Here is a 23,132-nt window from a genome sequence, read left to right as displayed (position 1 = left end):
GCTTTTCCGATCCTAGCCCAAGACCTCGAGCTGCTGCGTTTTGGGGCGCCACCACGCGGCCTGCGCCGCCGTGAATTCCTTGTGCTCAAAGGTCGAGATTTCATCGAGCGCCCGCATATACTCCGGCACCATCGCTCGCGGCAGCCGCAGCCCCATCGTCAGGTGAGGGGTCCACCGCGGGCCCCTCCCCTCCGGGTTCGAGGCACTGAGGCGGCGCGCGGCGGATTCCAGCTCATCCGTGGTTTCTAAAAGCCACGCCACGGTCTGTTTACTCTTCGTCCCAAAGACCACCGTGCCCACGCGGCGAAAGGCCGCGGGCAGAAGCGGCGGGAGCAGGTTGCGGGCCTCGTCGACGACTGCGGTCTCGAGCGCCGGCGCGAACGTCACCGTAATGTGCGGGCGCTGGTGCTGCACCGGAAAGCCACGCTGAGCCAGGGCAGCATAGACGTCCCGGATGGTGTTTTCATCCTCCGGGGTGAGGTATAACAGGAGGTTCTCGGGCGAATTTCGGCTCACACGGCCCGAGTCTAACTAACCTCCCGCAGCGCCACGACGGGTTGCCCGCGGTGGTCCAGCACATCCGTCTCTACGCCGTAGACCTCGCGCAAGAGTTCCTCCGTGAGCACCTCCCCCGGCGCGCCATGGGCGCGGGCCTTGCCACCGTGGAGCACGACGAGCTGGTCGCACATCCGAGCCGCCAGGTTGATGTCATGAATCGCCACCAACGCGAGGCTGCCTTCCTCCCGAGCTTTTGCCCGCACGCGACCCAAGACGAAGAGCTGGCGGTTGAGATCGAGGGCGGAGGTGGGTTCGTCGAGAAGCATGAGCCCAGGGGTCCCCACCAGCATCTGCGCCACGGCGACGAGCTGGCGTTGGCCGCCGGAGAGCTCGTTGAGGTAGCGCTGCGCAATGTCGTCGAGCCCCATGGAGTGCAGGACCTCGGCGGTGCGGGTGATTGGGTCCTCGCACGCTTCGCGTCGCGCCGCAATCAGCACCGCCTCAAACGCGCGCAGCGCCGCGGTGTGCGGCAGGCCCTGCGGCACATAGCCGATGAGCTGGCGGCGCCGCTGTCCGCGCGGGCTCTGGCCGTCGACGCGAAAGTCCACCGTGCCGCCCCGCGCGCGGTGCACGCCGGCGAGCGACTTAATGGTGGTGGTCTTGCCGGACGCGTTCGGCCCCAGCAGCCCCACGACCTGCCCGCCGCGCAGGGTGGGAAGGCTCAGCCCGTCTACCACCGTGCGCGAACCATAACCGGCGGTCAGATCGGTGATGGTGAGTTCTACGTCCACAATGCCCTCCTCCGGGTCATGACGATGGCAATGAAGAATGGCACGCCCAGAAGCGAGGTGACGATGCCGATGGGGATAGCCAGCCCGGGCTTAATCAGGAGGCTTAGCGCGTGGGCGGCGCACATCACCGCCGCGCCCGCGGCCATGGAGGCCGGCACGAAGTAACGCTGGTCCTCACCCACCAACATGCGCGCAATGTGTGGTCCCACCAGCCCGATAAATCCGATGATGCCGGCGAAAGCCACGGTGGTGGCCGCGACGAGCGAGACCACGACGAGAACAATCACGCGTAGGCGGGAGGTGTTGATACCGAGGGCGGTGGCGCGGGCGTCACCAAGCCGCAGCGCCGTTAGCCGCCACGACAGCGCTCCCAGGATGGGCAACGCCACCGCAAGCACGCCGGCCAGCACGGCGTTGGCCTGCCAGCTAGCGCGGGTGAGCGAACCCATGGACCAAAAGACGATCTGCTGGAGAGCCTCGCTGGAGGAACGGTATTGAATGAGCGCCAGCATGGCCTGGAAAAAGAAGACGAGGCCGATGCCGAGCAGCACCATCGTCTCGGACTTCGCACCGCGAATAACGGCGGCAACGACGATGATGGCCGTGGCCAGCGCCGCCGACAGCCACGCGATGAGCGCGAGGTTGAACTGCGGCTGGGCCAGAAGCTGCCAACGCAACACGATGGCGCTGGCTCCGCCGAAGGCAGCCGCCGCGGAGATGCCGAGGGTAAAGGGCTCCGCCAGCGGATTATCCAGGATGGTCTGCATCTGCGCGCCAGCCAGTGACAGGCTGGCGCCGATAAGCAGCGCCATGACGGCCATAGGCAGGCGCAGGCTCCACAGGACTGTACGCGTTTGCTTGTCGACGCCTCCCGGATCCACCATCCCCCGCAGCACCTGCCCCGGGGTGAGGTCGATGGCGCCAACGATCACGCTAAGAACGAATGCGGCGAGCGCTACGACGATAAGCCCAGCGACGATGGCGATGCGGCGGCGGGTCACGCGGGAGTGCTCGCGTGCGAGGGCCTCCACGGGAAGCACCGCGGTTTCTGCGTGCGTGGTCCGTTCAGGGCTTGCCGAGCGCGCGGTTGAGGTGAGAATGCTCATGACTAGTTGGTGCTGAAGAAGGTTCCGTCGCCGGGGACGGGCGAGTATTTCTCTTGGGCTTCGGCCCATTCTTTCTGAACGTTGACGTCTGCGTAGTCCTCTGGGTGGAGCCACGCGGCGATCTGAAGGAGTGCCAGGTAGTTGAAGGGCGAGTTGTAGAACTGGTGCCACAGGCCGTGGAGGTTGTGCTCCTTGACGGCAGAAAGATCCTCAAAACCAGGTTGGACGCCGGCCAGCGAAGCGGCGCTCTCGTGGGCATCCTTTTCGCTGATGCCATAGCCGGCGGCAGCGAAGCCGGTGTGGCCCTTTGCGTTATCCACTTTGGCGGACCAGTCGCCGCCGGTGGCAATGATCATGTCGGGATTGGCGTCGATGACCTTCTCCGGGGTCAGCGCGCCGGACTCACCCTCGATGATGCCGTCTGCCACGTTCTTTCCACCGGCGACGTTGACCAGCTCAGAAATGTTGGAGTCATTCCACGAGCCGCAGCAATCGGAGACACCCGCTGCGCGCCACACGAAGGTGGAGGGCTTGTCCTGCGCTTTCGTGGCGCGCTCGGTTACCAGATCCACGTTCTTTTGCCAGTCCGCGATGAACTCCTCCGCGCGGTCCTCGTGGCCGAAGATATCGGCGAAGATTTCCATGGTGGGAATGGTGTTCTCCAAGGGCTTGGCGCGGAAGTCCGTGACGGCATAGGTCAGGCCGGCCTGATCCAGCTTGTCGGTGAGCCCAGCGGTCTGGGAGGCCTCGTACTGATCCTTGGAGAGCACGATGAGGTCCGGGTCGAGGCTGATGAGCTCCTCCACAGTGACATCGCCCTTGGTGAAGCCGCCGATTTCCGGCAGCTCGTTGACTTTGGGCGTGGTCTTTTCCAACTCGCGGTAGTAGTCGGGCACATTCTGCTTCAGGTCCGATCCGATGGCCACGACCTTGTCCAGCGGGTCTTCCTTGTTGAGGATGCCGGTGGCAAAGACGCTGCGGCCTTCTCCCAGGATGACGCGTTCCGGCGCGTGGTCCAGCTCCACCTGGCGGCCGGCAAGGTCTGTGAAACTCACAGCGGCAGTCCCCTGCGCTCCCGTGGCCTGCTCGCTGCCGGCATCGGCATTGTCGGAGGCACAGCCCGCCAGCGCGCTGGCCAGCGCCGCCACCATGGCGCACGCCCCTACTACTCGCCCGGCGCGCGGACGGGATGCCTGGCCTGCATGCGTCGATACGTGAAGCACGATTTCTCCTTCAAACTTTGGTCTTATGGTCTGTTCGGAGGTTCATACTACACAGACAGGTAAGGCTACCCAAAGCCGGCATAGGGTAGGCAATGCTTCCAGTAACGCATACGGAGCACAAAAATGCCCCACCCCGGGGTATTTCCCAAGGCAGGGCCTCTAGGTATGCAGTCGCGCCCAACGGCGCTAACCGGCTCTAGCGACGCTCAGCGAGCAGGCGCTGCAGTTCCTTGATATCGGACTTGCGGCGCTTGGAGCGGAAAACGGAGAAAGCGATAAGGCCTACGACGGCTGCACCAACGCCGGCGAGCGCCATCTGCACATTGCGCTCCTGCAGCTTCTGGGTTGCCGCGCCCTTAGCGTCCTCGACGAAGTTCTGCGGCTTGCTGCGATCAGCCAGCTCATCCAAGGTGCTAGCCAGCTGACGGCGGGTGCGCTCGATGTCGCGCTGGATATCATCAATGTTGCGTGCCACGTGAATCTCCTGAATTTGGCTTCGTTCGGTGTTGTTGCGGTTAGTGTATTTCTAACCGTTGTGGTTCTAACGTCGACATTCTACATTGACCGCCAGCTCCCCTGCAGAGTTGGCCAACGTTTGTTTCACCCTCGGTGGCGTAGATTCGCCAGATAGCCTCCCCGTAGGGCACGGTAAGGTAGACAGCATGACTGAAGCACAACGACTGTCCGTAGGAGACAAGGCTCCCGCTTTTTCCTTGAGCGATGATGCCGGCAACACCGTAAGTCTGAGTGACTATGCTGGCCAGCGCGTCGTGGTTTACTTCTACCCGCGCGCCAACACCCCTGGCTGCACGAAGGAAGCCTGCGACTTCCGCGACAGCCTGGAGCAGCTCAATGACATGAACATCGCCGTGGTGGGAATCTCCCCTGACAAGCCCGAGGCACTGGCAAAGTTCCGCGAGGACCATGAGCTCAACTTCCCGTTGCTGTCTGACCCCGACAAGGAAGTCATGACGGCTTATGCCGCTTTCGGCGAGAAGAAGAACTACGGCAAGATCGTCCAAGGCGTTATCCGCTCTACCTTCCTTGTAGAAGAGGACGGCACGATCGGCCAAGCCATGTACAACGTCAAGGCCACCGGCCACGTCGCCCGCGTGCTTAAGGGGCTCAACTAAACCGTGGAATCCAGCTCGAAGTCACCGGAGATTCTGGTCCCGAGGCGTCGCCCAGCGCAGGCGCGCAGCCGGGCCAAGTATGACCGGATCTTGTCCTGCGCGCGGGAGACGCTCGTGGACTATGGCTTCGAGTCCTTTACTTTCGACGAAGTCTCGCGCCGCGCGGAAGTGCCGATTGGCACGCTCTACCAGTACTTCGCCAACAAGTACGTGCTGATCTGCGAGCTCGACCGCCAAGACACCGCGGAGATGTTGGCTGAGGTTGAGCGCTTTTCCCAGCGCGTTCCGGCCCTGCAATGGCCGGACTTCCTCGAAGAATTCATCGACCGCATGGCTCGTGTTTGGCGCAACGACCCCTCGCGCCGAGCGGTGTGGCATGCCGTGCAGTCCACACCCGCGACCCGCGCCACGGCCGCCGACACGGAGCTCAGCCTGCTCAAGCCCATCGCGGAAATCATCGAGCCTCTTGCCCAGGGCATGGACGCCGATGCCCGTGTGGAGATCGCCGCCTTCCTCGTCCACACCGTGGTTTCCCTGCTCAACTACAGCACCATGCGCTCCGAGGAAAGCTTTGATGGCGTGGTGGAAGAGATTAAGCGCATGCTCATCGCCTATCTCTTCGCCATCGCCACGAGCGCCTAGCCACACCCAGCGAAGCCAGGTGCGACCAGGCGTGTTTAGCGCGAAAGGTACACAATGGCGGTGGCGTAATCACCATCGTGGCTAATCGACAGCGCAGTTGAAAAATCCCCCAAGGACTCCCGCGCGAGGCGGGCAATCTCACCACGCAACTCGAGTGCTACTCGCCCCCACGCATCCGGGCGGACCTCAATCTCCGCCCAGTCCACGGCTTCCTCTGCGATGACCGGCGGGTGCGCGTAGAGCGCTTGCGACCACGCCTTGATGAAGGCCTCCTTCGCCGCCCAGCGCCCCGCCAGGTGCTGCGCGCGGGCAGCACCGCTCAGCCCCCGGGCCTGCGTCACGCGCAGTTCGGAGGCGCTGAAAACCTGCGCGAAGCGCGTGCCGGGAAGCTCCAGCTGCTGGGCAAAGGAGGGGATGTGCACCAGGTCGGTGCCCACGCTCACGCCACTTTTTGTCATGCGGGCAAGCTTAGCGTGCCAGCTCCTGCTTGAGCTCCTCCAGCTCGTCGCCGCCCGCCATCCACTGGGTCAGCTCCGGCAACGTGACCTCCTCCTTGGAGGCGTCCAGCGACATCTGCCCCACCGTGAGCACGATGAAGTGATCGCCCACGAGGTAGGCGTGCTGCGGGTTGTGCGTAATGAAGACCACGCCCATGCCGCGTTCGCGGGCGGCGTCGATAAAGCGCAGCACCATGCCCGACTGCTTCACTCCGAGTGCTGCGGTGGGCTCGTCCAGGATGATGTAGCGCGCGCCGAAGTAGATGGCGCGGGCAATCGCCACCACCTGGCGCTGGCCGCCGGAGAGCGCGGAGAGTTCCACGGAGACGTCGCCAAGCTCAATGCCCATTTCGGACAGCTGCTCGTGCGTAATGCGCTTCATCTCTTCCTCACGCAAGCTCCCCAGCGCCCCGGTAAGTTCCTGGCCCAGGAAGAAGTTGCGCCACACCGACAGCGAGGGAACCAGCGCCAAATCCTGGTACACGGTGGCGATACCGGCGTCGAGGGAATCGCGAGGGCTGGTGAAGTTCACCTCTTCCCCATCGACGGTGATGGTGCCACCGGTGGGCTGGTTAAGTCCGGCCAGAATCTTGATCAGTGTGGACTTGCCCGCGCCGTTATCACCCAGCACGCAGGTCACCGCGCCCTCTTTCACAGAAAGGTTGATGCCGCGCAGGGCGTGGAAGTTGCCGAAGGTTTGGGAAATATCGTGCAGCTCAATCATGGTTATCGCTTCCTCGTAAAGTTGGCCACCGAGGTGTTCGTCAGCACGGCAAAGAGCAGCATGGCACCGAGGAAGAACTTGAACCAGTCGGGGTTCCAGCCGGCGTACACGATGCCCTGGTTGGTCATGCCGAAGATGAGCGCGCCGATGGCGGTGCCCACCGCGGTGCCGCGCCCGCCGGTCATGGAGCAGCCGCCAATGACCGCGGCGATGATGTAGAGGAACTCGTTACCGATGCCCTGTCCGGCCTGGATGGAGTCGAAGGCAAAGAGGGTGTGCATGCCCACGAACCACGCCGCGAAGCCGACGAGCATGAACAGCGCCACCTTGACGCGGCGCACGGGAACGCCGACGGCGCGGGCGGCTTCATCATCGCCGCCCACGGCGAAGATCCAGTTTCCCCAGCGCGTCTTGTACAGCACCCACGAGGCAATGGCGACGAAGAGGATCCACCAGATGACGGTGGCGCGGATGCTCAAGCCACCGATGTGGATGGTGCCGGCAAAAATGACGCGGGCCGAGCTGAATCCTTCCATGTCAGCGATGGTCGGGGTGGCCACCTGGCCGGTCACCAGCTTGGTAATCGCCAGGTTGAGGCCCTGCAGCATGAGGAAAGCCGCCAGCGTAATAAGGAAGGAGTCGATCTTTGTGCGCACCACAAGGAAGCCGTTGAGCGCGCCGATGGCTAGCGCGGTCAGCAGGGATAGGCCCACGCCCACCCACGAGTTGAGGTGGAAATTGTAGTTGAGCATGGTGGCCACAAGCGCCGCGGACGTCACCGCCACACCGGAGGACAGATCAAACTCATTACCAATCATGAGCAGGCCCACCGCCAACGCCACGATGCCCAGCGTGGAGCTGGCATAAAGCACCGTAGAGAAGGCCTCCACCGAGCGGAAGGCGGGCGCCACGATCATGAAGAGGACGAAGATGACCACCGCGCCGAGCAGACTGGCCAGCTCCGGGCGGCGGATGAGGCGCGCGAAACCGCTGCGGCGAGTCAGGCGGGTATCGGAAGGGCTGGATAGTGCCTCGTCGGATGCAGTCGTGGTTTCGCTCATCGCAGGCCTTCCTTAGCAGATTCGGAGATGATGTCCACGTTGGTGGAATCCACGAAGGAGGGGCCGGTGTAGACGGGGCGGCCGCCGCCCATGGTGGATCCGTTGCGGTGCGCCAACCACAGCGAGTCGACGGCGAGGTAGCCCTGCATATAGGGCTGCTGGTCGACGGCCCACTGGATACGCTGATCCGCGATGGCGCCGACAAGCTCGGCGTTGGTGTCGAAAGTGGAGACCTTGGCCTTGGAGGAGGCGTCGGCAACCGCGTCGGCGGAGCGCATAGCCACGGAGGCCTGCAGCGCCATGACCCAGTCGATGGAGGGATCCTGGCTCAGCTTCGCGTTAATGGTGGACTGCGCGGCAGTCAGATCCTTGCCGTTGACGTACAGAAGCTCAACCTTGCCGTTGTCCAGCCCTTTCTTCACGCCGGCGCAGCGCGACTCCTGCGAGGAGTTGCCTTGCTCGTGGATAACGCACAAGACGTGCTTGGCGCCCTCATCCTTGAGGCGCTCGCCGGCCTTGGTGCCGGCCACTTTTTCCTCTTGGCCGAAGAAGGCGCTCATTCCATACTTCTGGTAATCATCCATGCCGGCGTTAAGCCCCACGGTCGGGATGCCGGCATCGGAAGCCTTCTTGGCCACAGGCCCGATCGCACCAGAGTTGGGCATGGTCACGGCGATGCCATCCACGCCGGAGTCGATGGCGGACTGCACCAGGTTTGCCTGGTTGGGCGCTTCCGGGTCCGAGGAGTAGCGCAGCTCGATATTGTCCTTGCGGGCGGCATCCTCCGCGCCCTTGCGCACGAGGTCCCAGTAGGTATCCCCCGGCGCGCCGTGGGAGATCATGGCGACGACAAGGCGCTCGGTGTCGACGCCACCGGCTAGCTCGCCGTCAGCGTCGGGGCGGGGCGCGCCACCGGTGGCCGAACATGCAGTAAGCACGGCGGCGGCAGCGACCGAGATGAGACCTAGCAGTGGTTTCTTAGCATTTTTCACCCTTGCATGGTGCCCCAGGTGGAGGGACTTCTCCAACCCGTCTGACCTGCTTCTTTATCGTTCCAGAGGGTACAAGCTGGGGATACTCCACGGTTTGCTACCCCCGTTGAGCCGTGCTTCCTCCCTCCGGATCCAAGGTGCCTCCGCGCAGGCGCGCGGACTCGCTCAGCAGCACTGCGGCCTCGCGTTCAGCTACCTCGGCGGCTGTGCCCGTCCCCAGGTTGCGGTTCACCGGCCGCTCGTACAGGGCGGGCCCGCCGCGCATGGCTTTTTCCAGGCGCCGCAAGCCACACCACTCGCGCTCGGCGGCGGCTGAGCGCCATGCTTCGGCCTCGGCCTCACCCCACTCACGAACCAGCGCGGCATAAAACGCACCCGGGTGCACGAGCGCGATGAGGGCGGATACGTGACCGAAGCCCAGCGAGGTCACCAAGCCGGCTTTCGGCGGGGTGCGGCGCAGGTCCAACGGTTGGCGCAGCCACACCAGGTGCGGGTGGCGGCGCAGCACGGGGTCAACGCAATCAAGCGAACGGTTCGGCGGGAGGACTCCACTACGCAACGCCTGAGTCAGACCGATGAGCTGGAAGGCGGCGGCACCGCCCTTGGCGTGCCCGGTCAGGCTCTTCTGCGAAACCACATACAGCGGGTTGCCGGGGCTGCGGCCGAGTGCGGCGGCGATGCGCTCGTGCAGATCCGATTCGTTGGGGTCGTTGGCGTTGGTGGACGTATCGTGCTTCGACACCACCGCAATATCGTCCGCGCCCACGCCGAGGGACTTCAGCGAGCGGGCCAGGCGGGAGTCCTGCCCACCCCGCGCCGCCGAGAGCGCGCCCATGCCCGGCGCGGGGATGGAGGTGTGCGCGCCGTCGGCGAAGGACTCGGCAAAGCCCACCACGCCAAGCACCGGCAACCCCATCTCCGCTGCAAAGGTTCCCCGCGCTAGCAGGATGGTCCCGCCGCCTTCGGATTCCACGAAGCCGCCGCGGCGGCGGTCGTTAGCGCGGGAGAAAAAGCGATGCTCAATCCCCTTCGCCGCCATCTCCGCGCTATCGGCCGTGGCCGCCATGTCCCCGAACCCGGTGATTCCCTCAATCGACAGGGCGTCGATGCCGCCGGCCACGACGAAGTCGGCTTTGTGCAGGCGCAGCTTGTCGACGCCCTCCTCCACCGACACCGCCGCCGTGGCACAGGCGGCCACGGGGTGCACCATCTGGCCATAGCCGCCGACATAGGACTGCATCACGTGCGCAGCAATGACGTTGGGCAGCGCTTCCTGGAGGACGTCATTGGGCCGCGGCTGGGCCAAGAGCTTATCGACGTACAGCGAGCGCAGCGCCTCCTGGCCTGCCATGCCGGTTCCCTGGGTGGAGCTCACGCGCGCCGGGTGGATGTGGGCTAAGAGCTCGGCGGGGCTAAAGCCCGCTGACAGGAAGGCCTCCACAGCGCACACGAGGTTCCACAGGGCGAGGCGGTCGAGGTTATCCACCATGTCCGCGGGGATGCCGTAGACCTGCGGGTCGAAGCCCTCCGGAATCTGGCCACCCACAAAGCGGGTCATGGCCACGCGCCGCGGAACCCGCACCGCGGAGCCCGCGGGTCGGGCGACCTGCCATTCATCCTCACCGGTCGCATCAGTGACGCGGCGCAGCGTAGCGCCTTCGCAGCTGTCGACGAAGCTGCGTGCTGTCTCTTCGTCCTGCACGGTGAAGCTCAGCGGCTTCTCCAAGTAGATGGTGGTCAGCTCGGGCGCGAGGTTATCCACCATGGGCAGGTGCGGGCCGAAGTCATCGTGGAAGCGGCGCACACCAATCCCGGCGAGAACCTCGTCGTGGAAGCGCGCGTAGACGTCTTCCTCGGCTACCTCCTCTCCTTCGGCCGTCAGCCATCCGGCTGTGCGCTCATCCCAGCTGATGAGCCCGCGGCTCCACGCCAGCTCCAGCACTCCAGCAGCAGACAGGTCCCCGCCGACCTCCGCCTCAAAGCGAGTACGCGATGAACCCAGCGGGCCGAGCTCGCCGGCCCCGACGATGACCACCATGTCCTCGAGGGACTGCGTCACGCCATTGAAGTCTGGGCTGGTGCACTCGGCAGGCCTGAGCACGTTCGGCAGGGCTTTTACCGTTCGCGGCGCCTTCCCTTCGCACAAACTACCGGCTACGCGCGATGCGTCGCTGTTCTCGGACTGCGCCGCGCTGGCAAGTGCAGCAAGGTCCAGCTCAGCCTCGGCCAGCCCGCCGGTGAGGTCCACGCTCAGCGGCGCCTGTGCTGCTTCGGCGCGGATGCGAGGGGAGGCGGTGGCGTCGATAAGCTGCACCGCCATTTCCTTCGCCGAGAAGGTTCGCACGCCGCGGGCCTCCACCTGTGTAACCAGCGGATCGTTGCCGCCCATCAGGCCGGTGCCGCGCACCCACCCGATCTGGGCGTGCACCAACGAGGTGCGCGCACCCCAACTGGATTGCTCGGAAGACCAGCGGTTAACCAGGGCGTCGAGGGCCGCCTTGGCCTCGCCGTAGGCGCCATCGCCGCCAAAGCGCCCGCGGTTGGGTGAGCCCGGAAGCACCACGTGTAGCCGGTGGCCAACATGTGTATCCGCACCCACGGCGGACAGCGACGCGATGAGCTTCTCCACCGACCACAGCAGCAGACGCATCTGGGACTCCGCCCCTGCCCCGGCATCCGCAAGAGTGCCGGCGACACGCGGCGCGGCGAAGGGGAAGAGCAGATCCGGCACGTAAGCAGGCTTGAGCTGCACAGACTTTCCACCGACGGTGGCGGTGCGCTCCGCCGCAATCCATTCCGCAAGCGCGTCCACGTCCGCGAAGGAATTAAGGTTCGCCGGAACAACCCATAGTGCTGCCGCGCCGACGGCACGGCTGCGATAGAGCTCCTTATAGAACTCGAGGCGCTCGTGGCTTAGTTGGGAAGTCGTCGCAATCACGGTCGCGCCTTCCGCGAGCAGCTCACCGATGAGCTCTGCGGCAATCGAACCCGGCGAGCCACCCGTCACCACGGCCACCTGCCCGGCGAAGAGCAATCCATTCGCCGGGGTGCGGGCATCGCGGGCTAGGTCCTCATAGCCGAAGTGCTCAGCCAGGAGCGCCACCTCCTCGCCGGCGCCCAGCACGTCCAGCTCGGGCTCTGCTTCCCCGGCGGCGGCCGCGCGGGCGATGTCCTCGCGGGCGGTGGCCCAGAGGTCGTCGAGAAGCACTGCCTTGCGCGCATCGAAAGCGGGGGCGACCTGGCGCTGCCAGTCCGGGCCGAGCTCCGCTGCAACGAGCTGCTCCAGCTCCGTGTGCGAAGCGCTGTCCCCCTGCTCAGTCGCGGTCTCCTCGCGCCCCAAGGCGGCGAGTGCGGCGCGGGCGGAGTCCTCCAGCGCCGCTTCAAGGCGCTCGGTATAAGTGCGCACCGCCTCCGGGTCCACGGTCTCGTGTGGCGTTAGAGCAACGGCCTTCTGCAGCGAGACTCCTTCGCGCTCGCCGGCGGCGCGCACGGAGGCGTCGATCAGCGCATCGAGCTCAGCAACCGATGCCGCACCGGTCATGGGCAAGCTGGCCAGCTCCCCGCCGCGCAGTGACGAGCCCTCGCGCGTGCCCAGGACCAGCTGTGCAATAGCGCGATCGGCCCAGCCCGGGCCCAATCCCCAGGTAGTGCTCACGCGCTCGGCCACGTAGCTCGGCTTCTTGCCCGCGGGCCCGGTCAGCCGGGTGAGCGCCTGCGCGACGTGCTCCGCGAGGACCTCCCCAAACGTTGCATAGCCCGGCGCGCGCTGCGCCACGCTCTCCGCCAGCTGCGGGATGGGTGCGTCCGCGGCATTCTCGATGGCGCTGATACCGAACTCCACGCCGAGGTCAACGAGCAACTGGTTGCGGCGGGAGGACACGCCTTCCACGAGGGTTTCTATGGAATCGGTCGCGGCCATCTGATCAGGCCGGACCTTGGTCCACAGCGCGATGAGCATCTCAAGAGCCTGGTGCACGCTGAGCGGGCGATCCTCGACGGCGGCTGGGGCCTCCTCGCGCGGGGCGTGCACGGAGTCTTCCCGGTGTGCGCTCTCAATTGGCTGCCTCGACTCAGGCTCATCTGCCTGTGCTTCGACGGCGTCCGCAGAATCCTTCGCTGCTGACTCGGGTGCCGTCTCGGCGTCTTCGGCAAAGACCCGCTCACGGTCGCGCTCGTAGTTGAGCACCTCGATGCCTGCGCTGCCCGCGTACTGGGGCAGCCGCAGGGTTTGGCCCAGCATGTTGGTCAGCGTGGGCGCGGTGCCAACGCCAACCTCGATGAAACGCTCCACGCCGAGCTGACCAAGGAGCAGGTCCTGGGTCTCAATCCAGCGCACCGGGGAAGCAAACTGCCAGGCCAATAGCTCGATGAGCAGGGTGCGGCCCAGGCGCGCCGGGCATGCCATAGCGCCATCGAAATCCGCGAGGATCTCCTCGATGGGCTGCGAATCCACCACCGCGGCGATGGACTCCACGAACTCGCGGCTCAGCGCAAAGGGCCGCGCCACGAGGTTAGGGATATAGCGCCCCACCAGCGCGTCGAGGTTGATTTCTTCAGGGATGAGTGCGTCGAGGTGCGCGCGGAAATCAACCACACCGCCCACTAAGCGGGAGGAGTGGAAGGGCACGTCAATCCCCGGGATGGGGATGACGGCACGTTGCCCGGGGGCGCGGCGCTCGGCGTCGTTCGCCAGCGCATCCAGGCCCGCCTTCGTTCCGGCGACCGCGTATTGGCGCCCGGCGATATTGTGGTTGACCACTTCGAGGAACTCACCCGTCTCCGCGGCCACACGGACGACATGGGCGAAGGCCTCGCCCGCGCTCATCTTCATCTTGTGCGGGCGCAGCGCCGCCAAACCATAGAGGGACTGGCCAGCGGAATCGCGCTCGACCAGTCGGTGCATGGTCAGCCCGCGGACATAGACGATGTCTAGGACCGCCTCCAGCGACAGGACTTCGGCATAGGCGGCCAGGGCGTTATACTCGCCCACCGAGTGGCCAGCGAAGAAGGCACTGTCTTCGAGGACCCCAGCTTCCTTGAGTGCCGCGATCTGTGCGCAGCCCAGGGTGGCCATGGCCACCTGTGTGAACTGCGTCAGATAAAGCACCCCGTCCGGGTGCGTGAAGGTCTCACCACCCACCACCACGGTGTCGGGGTTGTGGCGGACAATCTCCAGGATGGAGAAGCTCAAGCTCTGCCGCGTGTGCTTGTCCGCGCACTCCCACACCGCGCGCGCTGCTGCGGATTCCGCATAGTCCTTCATCCCCATCCCCGGGGACTGGATGCCCTGGCCGGGGAAGGCATAGAAGGTAATCGGGCTGTTCATCGTCGCTCGCGCCTGCAGCACCGGCACGCCCTGGCTGGTGGCGGTCACGCTGCGGACCTCACCGTAGCCGCGCCGCTTGTCGACGCCCACCCGTTCCACCACAAACTCCACCTCACTCCCCGGCAGCACTGGTGCAAGCCAGGTAGCGGACCAGTCGAGGACGCGGGCGCCGTCAAAAGCCGCGGCCGCCTGCGCGAGCGCCGAGGTCCACATGCCGTGGACGATGGGGCCTTCACGATGCCCCGCCAGTGCCGCTGCGTTCGCGGACAGGTGGATAGGGTTCCTATCCCCCGTGACCACGGCGAAGGGCAGCAAGGATTCCGGTGCCACAGCGCTGGTGCGGTGGCGGAAGGAGCGCGGTGTCTCACGGAAGGACAGCTCTGCGCTGTTTTCTTGCGAGCCTTGAACTGTGGCGCCCACGGTCTCGAGCGCGGCGTCACCGCGGCGCCCGGTGATGAGGAAGCGCTCGTGCAACTGCGCGAAGTCATGCTCGTCGCCGTGTACGGCGACAGTGACAGTGACAGAAACGTCGACAACGCGCCCCGACGGCGTATCGCGTACCTCCTCCAACTCGGCGGTGTAGCGCAGGTCCAAAGGCTCGGAGCCCGGCGCGGCGCTGGCGCGAAGCAGCTCCCAGGTATCTGGTTTGAGGCTCAGCGAGTGCTCGAGGTGGACCAGGTCAAGAAAGCCCTCCACTACCGACTCCCCTGTCGCCGTATGGGCGCTGGCCAGCACGGCGAAGGTGGCCGGCCAGGCGGGGCCGACGAGAACATCGGGCGAAACAGCAGCGCTCATCTCCCCGCTCGTCACCGCCACGTAGTGAGCGATGTCGGTGGCACTGAGGTGGGCGCTGACCGTCGCCGCAGTCCCAGAGCCTGCGTTTGGTAGGTCACCGCCGAGGGCCTGGCACAGCAGCTCCCACATGGCGGTCTCGGCATCCTCGACCTTTACGAGTGGTGAGGCACCCGGTATGCGCGGCGGGGTGATGCGAACGCGCAGCTCAGCTCCGGAGTGGAAAGGCACGGTCAACCACATGGCCTCCTCGCCCGCAGTTTCCAGCTCGGCCCCATCAAGGCCAAGGCGCAGGGGGTTGGGCTGCTCGCGCCCAGCCCAGTTGAGCCCCGGGGCGCGGCGGATGAGCTCTTCAGCGCTAAAGGCGGGCTCGCCAGAGTCATCGTCAGTCCCGTCGAGAAGCGCAAGCGCCGCCTGCTCGAAGCGGCCAAGTATCTGCGCCACCGGTTCGTTGGCCTGCCCGATTCCCCCAACAGCCGCCGTGCCGGGGATGATGCAGACCTTGTCGGCCTCGTAGTGCTCATCGTGGGCCTGCCACAAGGTGTCGCGGCGCCAGCGGCGGCGTACGTCAGCATCGATGATCGGCACAAAGTTTGCGGGTTTGCCGGGACCATCCACGAGCTGAATGAACCACGCGGCGTCGGTCGGGTGCAGCGCGGCGTCACCGTAGAGTTCGGTTAGCTGATTAATTGCCTCAGCCGGGTTCTCGCGGTCAACCTCAACGCGCAGCTCGATCTCGCCGTGATCTGCCGGATGGAGGCGAGCTTCGGCCCGCGCCACCATGCGGGTAAATCGCCTCAACCAGGATTCATCAACCCAGCCGTCCAGGTAGGACAGCTCAAGGTAGCGCTGTAGCCACTCGGAATAGGACATCTCATCAACGTCCCCGAAATAGGGCTTGCATGTGCGCCCGATGGCTTCAATGATTTCCGCGCGGCGCGCCTCCACGGCCTCGGCGTCACCGGCCACCTCATCAAGAAGGCGCCCGGCGCGGGCGAAAGAGTTATCCAGCTCATGGATGTCCGCCCCTAGGTCCGAGCGGCCCGACACAACGTCCCCGCTATGCGCGGCGACGAGAGTCTGCTTCACAAACTCGGATGCAGTGGATTCCTTCGCTGCCATGACAGCGGTGCCCACCATGATGGCGTCGACTGGCGCTGCGGGCAGGCCGAAGCGTTGCGCCCACGTGCCCAGGAGGTACTCCGCGCCACGCGCCGGGGTGCCGATTCCCCCGCCAACGGCGAGGAGGACATTGTCGCGCTCACGAATCCGCGCGTAGGTGGCAACAAGGACCTCATCAAGGCCCTCTAGGGAATGGTGGCCACCGGCCGCGCTACCTTCCAGCTGCACAATGACGGTGGTCTCGGGGAGAGCATCGGCGATACGGAGCACCTCCTCCACCTGCGCCGAAGTTCCCGGCTTGAAGGCGACCCAAGGGATGTTTGCCCCGTGGAGCTTCTCCACCAGCTCCACGGCCTCCTCCACAGGAGGAATGCCCGCGGAAATCACCACGCCGTTGATAGGCGTTCCTGCGGCGCGCGCTCGCAGAATCGAGTTTGGCCCCTCAATTTGGCGGCGCCACTGGGAAGCCGCGAGATACAGCGCGTTGAACTGGGCATTAACCCCTGGCTTTAAGAGCCGGCTCAAGGTGCTCAGGTTCTCCTGCAGGATGTCATCGGTGTGCTGACCCCCGCCGGCCAGCTCCGCCCAGTGCCCAGCGTTGGCGGCCGCGGCGACGATGGCCGGATCCACCGTGGTGGGGGTCATCCCGGGGAGCATGACCGGTGAGTAACCAGTGGCCTGCGTAAAGGCAGTCACCAGACGCCCGTCCGCCACGCGCGGCGCCCACTCGGACCACGCGCGAGGCAAAATGGGTGCGCGGCCCGGCTCCACGAGCTGGGCCAACCCTTCCGATGCAGCGACGGCCAGCGTGCCTACACCGCGCCCGGCGACGATTTCCCGAGTCAGCAGCTCCACCCCGCGGGCGGGCCCGATTTCCAGAATCCAACGCGCCCCGGCCTGAAGCGCTATGTCAACGCGCTCGGGCCAATCCACGTAATCGGTCAATACTGCCCGCGCGAGCTGCGCGGCGGATTCGGGTTCCAGTCCGATCCGAGCTGCCCAGCTTTCCACCTGGTCCACCGCACACTGCATGGTGGGATGATGGAAAGCAGCTGACACGTCAAGGTCGGAAACGGTAACTGCGGCGGTCTTCCCTTCCGCCCCTTCCGCCTGAGTCGCGTCCTCTTGCAGCGCGGCCTTCACTCGGGCAAGTTCAGCCGGTGTTCCGACGATGACGAAGCGCCCCCGCCCATTGTCGAGCCCGATGTGGGCGCCGGCGTCGAGTAGTTGCTGCTTCGTCGCGCCGGTCACCGCCGCCATGGGCGCGCCCTGCGGGGTGCGGACCAGCCCAGCACTGCGTGCGGTTGTCTCCAGAGCCGCGCCGATGAGGCGTGCCCGCGCCAGAGCCTCGGCTGGGCTCATGCGTCCCTCAACGACCGCCGCGGCAAGCACGCCCTGGGAATGTCCGATGCTGGTGACGGCATCCTCGAGTTCTATTCCTTGCGCACGCAAAGATTCGAGGACCGCTAGCTGCGCGGTGAGGATGCCGGGGGTGGAAAGCGAGGCGTCGGCAAGCGCGTGCGCCCACGCCGGCTCCTCGTCTGCCCAGTCCAGAGGCGCAAACCCGTGCGGAGTGGCAGCCAGGAGTTCCTCCTCCAGCGGGGCAAGGAGTTCCTCGGCCGCGCCGAGGTACTCCGCGATGTGTGGCCGCGCACCGGCAGCAAGGGCATCGCGCAACGTCGGCAGCCAGGCATAACCCTGACCGGAAAAAGACAGCGCAAAGGGCTCGGAGCCCAAGCGCGCGGACAAAGGCGACAAAGGCGCAGAGACGTGAAAATCAGACACCTGCACTACTCCCCCAAGGTGTGGGCGACGAGTTGAACCGCCTCTTCGAGGGAAGACTGGGTCTTCGGCTCAGGCGCATCACAAAAGACCTGGCAGGCGTGGTCCGGGACAACCTCGGCCGAGCGCGTCAGACCGCGTTCAGCGAGGTACTCGTCAAAGAACATATCGATACTCATACCGTGTGCCGATTCTACCCACTAGGATCAATGCGTCATGGCCACTCGTACCCCGTTCTTCATCGCCGCGCTACTCAACGCCGCGGTAGCAGTACTAGTGGCCATCGGCCTTATCCTCCCCGCCCCAACCGAACCTACGCCCGAGCGGCCCAAGGCCACTGAGACAGCGGCACCCACGCAGGAAGGCCCAGCAGAAGAACAAGCCGAAGAGGCCACACCCGCGCCAAGCATTGCGCCGGACATCGCCGAAGCGCTCGCCGCTTTAGATTCCTTGGAGGTCAAAGGCCGCGCGCCCAGGACCGGCTATGAGCGCGAAGAGTTTGGCCAGGCGTGGTCCGATGACGTCACCGTGGAGTTCGGCCACAACGGCTGCGATACCCGCAATGACATCCTTCGCAGGGACTTGGATCCGGAGAGCCTCGTTCTCAAGGAAGGCACCCACGACTGCGTGGCACTTTCCGGCACCTTGCACGATCCCTATTCGGGCCAGGACATTGAGTTCCAGCGCGGGGCGCAGACATCACGTGCGGTACAGATCGATCATGTTGTGCCGCTTGCCGACGCCTGGCAGAAAGGCGCCCAGCAATGGTCACCAGAAAAACGCCGCGACTTTGCTAATGATCCCCGCAACCTCCTCGCCGTCGATGGTCCTCTCAACCAGCAAAAAGGCGCTGGCGATGCCGCTACGTGGCTGCCGCCCAACAAAGGATTTCGCTGTGAGTATGCGCGCCGCATCGTAGAGGTGAAGGCGGCCTATGAAATCTGGGTCACGGCAGCGGAGAAGGATGCGCTCCGTCGGCTACTGAATGCTTGCTGAGTATTTTTACCCCTTTTAGATGCCCTGATACCCCTCCCACTACCCCCGAAATTATGCGCATAATATTCACTCACCCCTAAACGGTTATGCAGGGTTTTCGGCGGCGGGAACCTTGGTGCGCACTGCACCTACATTCCTCACGCCCGATAATTTCTATAGGCCTATTGATATGTAATAAATGCAACCTACGGACGTGCAGGTGATACCCCCCATGAAACAAAAACAATAAATCTTCCCCTCCTGTCTCACATTTCTTTTAATATGTGACACAGCACCTAGCCGGAGGTCTAGGTCACATAGATGCCGTGAGTTTTCACGGCTCTATACTTCCCAAACCCGTTGAGACCACACCCTGCGAAGGAATAGTGATGTTCAAGTACATCATCAAGAAGACCGCCAGCTGGCTGGTAGTCATCTTCCTCGCGACTAATATCGCGTACCTCCTGGCCGCAACCTTCCTTGATCCCCGATCAAATTATGTCGGCCGCAACCCACCGCTCGGGCCGGAAGAAATCGGCCGAATTCTCACGCCACTCGGCCTCAACCCGGAGACCCCGCTCCTTGAGCGTTGGTGGGGATGGCTGTCCAACATCATCTTCCACTGGGACTGGGGTACCTCCCCTCTCGGTGACCCGGTCAGCGCACAAATCGGGCACCGCGCGCTCGTCTCGGCACAGCTGCTGCTCGTGGCCACGATTCTCTCCGTCGTCATCGGCGTCGCCCTCGGCGTCTACACCGCCTCCCGCCAGTACAAGGCGGCCGACCGCTTTTGGCAGGGCGTCTCCATCATCACCATGAACACGCACGTCGTCGTGGCTTCCATCTTGGTCGTCGCCGGCGGCCTGTGGATCAACCGCGTCACCGGCCACCGCGTGGTCTACGTAACGGGTGCCTCCAGCCTCGGCGTCGAAGGCTTCTTCCCCAAGCTGCTGGATATGGCGCAACACCTCATCTTGCCGTCCATCTCGCTCATCATCATCAGCTACGCCGGCTACCACATGATGCAGCGCACCCTCCTGCTGGATAACTTGAACGCCGACTACGTGCGCACCGCCCGGGCCAAAGGCCTGACGCGCTCCCAGGCCATCCGCAAGCACGCCCTGCGCACCTCCATCATTCCGGTCGCAACCTCCGTGGCCTTCTCCGTTCCCGGTATCTTCACCGGCGCCATCATGACGGAAACCATCTTCGCGTGGAAGGGCATGGGCCAGTACTTCATCGAAACCATCAGCCGCAACGACGTCAACGGCACCACCGCCGTCGCCGCTTTCGGTGCCGTCATGATTGCCTTCTCCGCAATCCTGGCTGACCTCGTCGTCGTCGCCCTCGATCCGCGAGTAAGGGTGAGCTAAATGTCTCCAGAAAAGAAATCCACGTCGCCACGCTCCGAAGCGCGCCACACCGAGCGCCACCGCCGCAACGACCTCGCTATCGATACGGCAGCTGATAACCTCGGCGTGCGCCCGCATGCCGCCACTGCGGACTTTTCACCGCAGACCGAACCCAGCGCACAATCCGCGCTCGGCTCCGGCGTCGACGTCGATGACGCGCAGCGCAAGCAATTCTCCAGCAGTGATTTCCGCGGCACCTCCAAGCTCAAGCTGTACGTTCGCCGCTTCTTCCGCAACAAGGCAGCTGCCGTCGGACTCGTCATCTTCGTGCTACTCGCGCTGCTCTCCATCTTCGGCAGCTACCTCACCCCGTGGTCCTTCGACGAGCCTGACTTCTTCAACCTCTCCACCGGGCCTTCCCCGGAGCACTGGTTCGGAACCACGGACTCCGGAAACGATCTCTTTGCGCAGACCGTCCACGGCTTGGGCCGCTCGCTGATCATTGCGCTCATCGTCTCGCTGGCTTCTACCCTGATCTCCGCCTTCATCGGCGCGGCCGCGGCCATGTACGGCGGTGCGGTGGAAAAGGTCATCCTGGCAGTCATTCACTTCCTGCTGGCTATCCCGACCTTCCTGCTCATCGCCTTGGTGGTCTCCGATTCCGGCGGCGACTGGAAGCTGCTCATCGTGGTGCTCATCGCCTGCGGCTGGATGTACCCGGCACGCGTCATCTGGGCCATGGCGCTCAGCGTGCGCGAGAACGACTATGTCCGTGCTGCCGACTACATGGGAGTCTCGCGTCTGCGCACCATCTTCCGTCACGTGGTTCCCAATATCGGCTCGCTGCTCATCATCCAGGCGGCCCTGGGCGTGGTGTCCACCATCATGTCGGAGACCGCGCTGTCCTTCCTGGGCTTGGGCGTGAAGCTTCCCGACGTCTCCCTGGGCACCCTCCTGGCCGGCGGCGCCAACGCCGTCGAGGCCTCGCCCTGGCTCTTCTACTTCCCCGCAGGCATCCTCACGCTGCTGACCGTCTCCATGGCGTTCATCGCCGACGGCCTGCGCGATGCCATTGACCCCAACTCGAACTCCGGAGGCCGAGCATGACCCCGCAGAATACTGCACGCACCGCCAACGCCATCCCGGCCAGCCGCGCCACCGATCCCACTTCATCCACCGAGCCGGTGCTGTCCGTGCGCAACCTCACCGTCACCTTCCCCTCGGAGGCCGGCTCCGTCCACGCGGTGCGCGGCGTCGACTTCGACCTCATGCCGGGCCGCACCCTGGCGATTGTGGGCGAGTCAGGCTCCGGTAAGTCCGTGACCTCTTTGGCCGTCATGGGCCTGTTGCCCGACTACGCCAAGGTGGAAGGCTCCGTGGTCTATGCCGGCACCGATCTCATTGGCAAGTCCGACAAGGAAATGTCGAAGATCCGCGGCAAGGATATCGCCATGATCTTCCAGGATCCTCTCTCCTCCCTGACCCCGGTGTTCTCCATCGGTGACCAGCTCATCGAAGCCATCCAAACCCACCGCGATGTCTCCACGAAGGAAGCGGAGAAAGAGGCCATTCGCCTGCTCGAGCTCGTCGGCATCCCGGAGGCGGAAAAGCGCGTGAAGTCCTTCCCACACGAATTCTCCGGCGGCATGCGCCAGCGCGTCGTCATCGCTATTGCCATGGCCAACAACCCGCGCGTCATCATCGCCGACGAGCCCACCACTGCGCTCGACGTCACCATCCAGGCCCAGATCCTGGAGGTCCTCAAGGTGGCCCAGCGCGAAACGGGCGCCGCGGTCATCATGATTACCCACGACATGGGTGTAGTCGCCGGCACGGCTGACGATGTCCTCGTCATGTACGCCGGGCGCCCGGTGGAGCTCGGTGATGTCGACACTATCTTCAACAACCCCAAGATGCCCTATACCGTGGGCCTTCTCGGGTCGACGCCGCGCGTGGACAAGGCCACCGACGAACCACTGACCCCCATCGTGGGTACCCCGCCGCAGCTTATCGACGTCGCCGCCGAATGCCCCTTCGCGGACCGCTGCCCAGTGGTGAAGGATGAGTGCCGAACCTTGGAACCGGAGCTGCGCGCGCTTGACGACGTCCCCGGACACTTTGCCTCCTGCCTGCGCTCCGACGAGATCAAGGACGGCACCATCGGCGGCGAGCGCATGTACCCGTTGCCGAAGATTTCCGCAGATACCCTGGGCGATACTCCCTACGAGCAGCGGCCGGTCACCTTGGAGGTCAAGAACCTGGTCAAGGACTTCCCTCTTATCAAGGGAGCGATTCTCAAGCGCCGCGTCGGCACAGTACACGCGGTCAAAAACGTCAGCTTCGATGTGCACCAGGGGGAGTGCTTTGCCATCGTGGGCGAGTCCGGCTCCGGCAAGACCACCACCCTGCTGGAAATCATGGACCTCAACCCGCCAGCGGGTTCCACCATCGTGGTCAACGGCACCAACACCTCCGGCTTGAGCGCGTCGGCGCGCCGCAAGCTGCGCAAGGACATCCAGATCGTCTTCCAGGACCCGATGAGTTCGCTCAACCCGCGTATGACCATCCGCGAGATCATCGCTGAGCCGCTGGAGTCGCTGGGGTATGAGGGGGACGTCGGCCAGCGCGTCGCTGAGCTGATGAAGCTCGTCGGCCTGGAATCCCACCAGGTGGACCGCTTCCCCGGACACTTCTCCGGCGGACAGCGCCAGCGCATCGGCCTGGCCCGTGCTCTGGCCACCAACCCCTCCATCGTGGTGCTCGACGAGCCTGTCTCCGCACTCGATGTGTCCATCCAGGCCGGCATCATCAACCTGCTGCACGACCTGAAGAACCGCCTGGGTATCTCCCTGGTCTTCGTGGCCCACGACCTCTCCGTGGTGCGCCACCTTTCCGACAAGGTCGCCGTGATGTACAAGGGCGACTTCGTGGAATACGGCCCCACGGACAAGGTCTTCGACAACCCGCAACACGCCTATACCCGCGCGCTGCTCTCCGCCATCCCGGTGCCGGATCCAGCCGTGGAGCGTGACCGGGTGCGCGAGATTTACCAGCCCGCCGAAACCCCGGCTTAGCAAGACTTATAACTAAATACTCACCTTTGTCTCCATGTTTCC

17 protein-coding genes are annotated in these 23,132 nt (G+C 64.7%); 6 read left to right on the top strand and 11 right to left on the bottom strand.

The genetic code is table 11. The features are described from left to right. Positions 1 to 12 precede the first annotated feature (12 nt). From HMPREF2604_RS00260 to HMPREF2604_RS00240, 5 genes are all read right to left on the bottom strand, one after another. Entirely contained in the window at positions 13 to 516 is a 504-nt protein-coding gene (locus HMPREF2604_RS00260; protein WP_070561406.1) for a 2'-5' RNA ligase, read from the bottom strand. An 11-nt stretch (positions 517 to 527) separates the two neighbouring features. Then, the gene (locus HMPREF2604_RS00255; protein ID WP_070562187.1) at positions 528 to 1,289 is read right to left on the bottom strand and encodes an ABC transporter ATP-binding protein; all 762 of its coding nucleotides are present in this window, start codon (positions 1,287 to 1,289) and stop codon (positions 528 to 530) included. Further along, the gene (locus HMPREF2604_RS00250; RefSeq protein WP_154762459.1) at positions 1,280 to 2,395 is read right to left on the bottom strand and encodes a FecCD family ABC transporter permease; all 1,116 of its coding nucleotides are present in this window, start codon (positions 2,393 to 2,395) and stop codon (positions 1,280 to 1,282) included. Before HMPREF2604_RS00250 ends, HMPREF2604_RS00255 begins: the two co-directional genes overlap by 10 nt. A 2-nt stretch (positions 2,396 to 2,397) precedes the next feature. Continuing rightward, entirely contained in the window at positions 2,398 to 3,546 is a 1,149-nt protein-coding gene (locus HMPREF2604_RS00245; protein ID WP_070561410.1) for an ABC transporter substrate-binding protein, read from the bottom strand. A gap of 268 nt (positions 3,547 to 3,814) precedes the next feature. Next, entirely contained in the window at positions 3,815 to 4,093 is a 279-nt protein-coding gene (locus HMPREF2604_RS00240) for a DUF3618 domain-containing protein (RefSeq protein ID WP_010191207.1), read from the bottom strand. Between the two features lie 187 nt (positions 4,094 to 4,280). Between HMPREF2604_RS00240 and bcp the strand changes: the two genes are divergently transcribed. Both bcp and HMPREF2604_RS00230 read left to right on the top strand, forming a co-directional pair. Beyond that, a complete protein-coding gene (bcp, locus tag HMPREF2604_RS00235) occupies positions 4,281 to 4,751 on the top strand; it encodes a thioredoxin-dependent thiol peroxidase (protein WP_070522333.1) in 471 nt (156 codons plus the stop codon). A gap of 3 nt (positions 4,752 to 4,754) precedes the next feature. Continuing rightward, entirely contained in the window at positions 4,755 to 5,393 is a 639-nt protein-coding gene (locus tag HMPREF2604_RS00230; protein ID WP_070522336.1) for a TetR family transcriptional regulator, read from the top strand. Between the two features lie 35 nt (positions 5,394 to 5,428). Here the strand turns inward: HMPREF2604_RS00230 and HMPREF2604_RS00225 are convergent, their stop codons facing one another. From HMPREF2604_RS00225 to HMPREF2604_RS14010, 6 genes are all read right to left on the bottom strand, one after another. Further along, complete coding sequence (locus tag HMPREF2604_RS00225) at positions 5,429 to 5,851, bottom strand: holo-ACP synthase AcpS (protein WP_070562184.1); 423 nt, start codon at positions 5,849 to 5,851, stop codon at positions 5,429 to 5,431. Positions 5,852 to 5,861: 10 nt separating this feature from the next. After that, positions 5,862 to 6,614, bottom strand: coding sequence for an ATP-binding cassette domain-containing protein (locus HMPREF2604_RS00220; protein ID WP_070525338.1), 753 nt, complete (start codon positions 6,612 to 6,614; stop codon positions 5,862 to 5,864). Positions 6,615 to 6,616: 2 nt separating this feature from the next. Continuing rightward, a complete protein-coding gene (locus HMPREF2604_RS00215) occupies positions 6,617 to 7,675 on the bottom strand; it encodes an ABC transporter permease (RefSeq protein WP_070530017.1) in 1,059 nt (352 codons plus the stop codon). Continuing rightward, positions 7,672 to 8,667 carry a substrate-binding domain-containing protein gene (locus tag HMPREF2604_RS00210; RefSeq protein WP_070525334.1) on the bottom strand — a complete coding sequence of 332 codons (996 nt, stop codon included), beginning with the start codon at positions 8,665 to 8,667 and terminating at the stop codon, positions 7,672 to 7,674. The genes HMPREF2604_RS00215 and HMPREF2604_RS00210 overlap by 4 nt, the downstream gene beginning before the upstream one ends. A 97-nt stretch (positions 8,668 to 8,764) precedes the next feature. Beyond that, positions 8,765 to 17,692, bottom strand: coding sequence for a type I polyketide synthase (locus tag HMPREF2604_RS00205; protein WP_070562216.1), 8,928 nt, complete (start codon positions 17,690 to 17,692; stop codon positions 8,765 to 8,767). 5 nt (positions 17,693 to 17,697) lie between these two features. Further along, positions 17,698 to 17,868, bottom strand: a complete 171-nt coding sequence (locus tag HMPREF2604_RS14010) for a hypothetical protein (protein WP_154762460.1) — start codon at positions 17,866 to 17,868, stop codon at positions 17,698 to 17,700. Positions 17,869 to 17,905: 37 nt separating this feature from the next. Between HMPREF2604_RS14010 and HMPREF2604_RS00200 the strand changes: the two genes are divergently transcribed. The 4 genes from HMPREF2604_RS00200 (at position 17,906) to HMPREF2604_RS00185 (ending at position 23,090) form a co-directional block, all read left to right on the top strand. Beyond that, entirely contained in the window at positions 17,906 to 18,685 is a 780-nt protein-coding gene (locus tag HMPREF2604_RS00200; protein ID WP_070562179.1) for an HNH endonuclease family protein, read from the top strand. Positions 18,686 to 19,053: 368 nt separating this feature from the next. Next, the gene (locus tag HMPREF2604_RS00195) at positions 19,054 to 20,037 is read left to right on the top strand and encodes an ABC transporter permease (protein WP_070522351.1); all 984 of its coding nucleotides are present in this window, start codon (positions 19,054 to 19,056) and stop codon (positions 20,035 to 20,037) included. Continuing rightward, on the top strand, positions 20,038 to 21,123 hold the full coding sequence (locus tag HMPREF2604_RS00190) for an ABC transporter permease (RefSeq protein ID WP_070562175.1): 1,086 nt from the start codon (positions 20,038 to 20,040) through the stop codon (positions 21,121 to 21,123). Beyond that, a complete protein-coding gene (locus tag HMPREF2604_RS00185) occupies positions 21,120 to 23,090 on the top strand; it encodes an ABC transporter ATP-binding protein (RefSeq protein WP_070562172.1) in 1,971 nt (656 codons plus the stop codon). Before HMPREF2604_RS00190 ends, HMPREF2604_RS00185 begins: the two co-directional genes overlap by 4 nt. The last annotated feature ends 42 nt before the right edge of the window (positions 23,091 to 23,132 follow it).

This window comes from Corynebacterium sp. HMSC055A01 (assembly GCF_001809405.1).
Classification (GTDB): Bacteria; Actinomycetota; Actinomycetes; order Mycobacteriales; family Mycobacteriaceae; genus Corynebacterium; species Corynebacterium hesseae.
Note: the sequence above shows the minus strand (reverse complement) of the source record. Positions and strands in the feature narration are given on the sequence as shown.